This window comes from Pontibacterium sinense, from assembly GCF_015209595.1.
Taxonomy (GTDB): Bacteria; Pseudomonadota; Gammaproteobacteria; order Pseudomonadales; family Balneatricaceae; genus Pontibacterium; species Pontibacterium sinense.
Genome location: NZ_JADEYS010000046.1, coordinates 1 through 602, shown reverse-complemented (window position 1 = coordinate 602; position 602 = coordinate 1). Strand labels below are relative to the sequence as shown.

Below are 602 nucleotides of genomic sequence, written 5' to 3'. Positions count from 1 at the left end.
CGACCGCCATGCTTTCTTGAAAAGCTAAATTCCAGACACAAAAAAACCAGCACTAGGCTGGCCTCTTTTACTGCTTGGTAGCTAACAGCTGACTTTTCACGACTATTCATGAGTAGCGGGGGACCGGATTTGATCGGGGCCACCCTGGCTGACGACTGACGCGATTTCCCTGAAAGCCAAATTTCAGACACAAAAAAACCAACACTAGGCTGGCCTCTTTTACTGCTTGGTAGCTAACAGCTTACTTCTCACGACTATTCATTGGTAGCGGGGGCCAGATTTGAACTGACGACCTTCGGGTTATGAGCCCGACGAGCTACCAGGCTGCTCCACCCCGCATCAATAGATACCGTTGATATATCCCAAATACGCCAGCAATACTTCACGCTTAAAATTGGTAGCGGGGGCCAGATTTGAACTGACGACCTTCGGGTTATGAGCCCGACGAGCTACCAGGCTGCTCCACCCCGCATCAAAAAAGCGTTGATATAAACTTACGATAAGACAGTTTTAGCTGTCTTAAGGATTGGTAGCGGGGGCCAGATTTGAACTGACGACCTTCGGGTTATGAGCCCGACGAGCTACCAGGCTGCTCCACCCCG

The 602-nt window shown here is 50.5% G+C and carries 2 tRNA genes; both read right to left on the bottom strand.

The annotated features are described in order from the left end of the window. Nucleotides 1–262: 262 nt before the first annotated feature. Nucleotides 263–339 (bottom strand) — tRNA-Met (locus IOQ59_RS21060). Between the two features lie 56 nt (nucleotides 340–395). Then, a tRNA-Met gene (locus IOQ59_RS21055) sits at nucleotides 396–472 on the bottom strand. Between the last annotated feature and the right edge of the window lie 130 nt (nucleotides 473–602).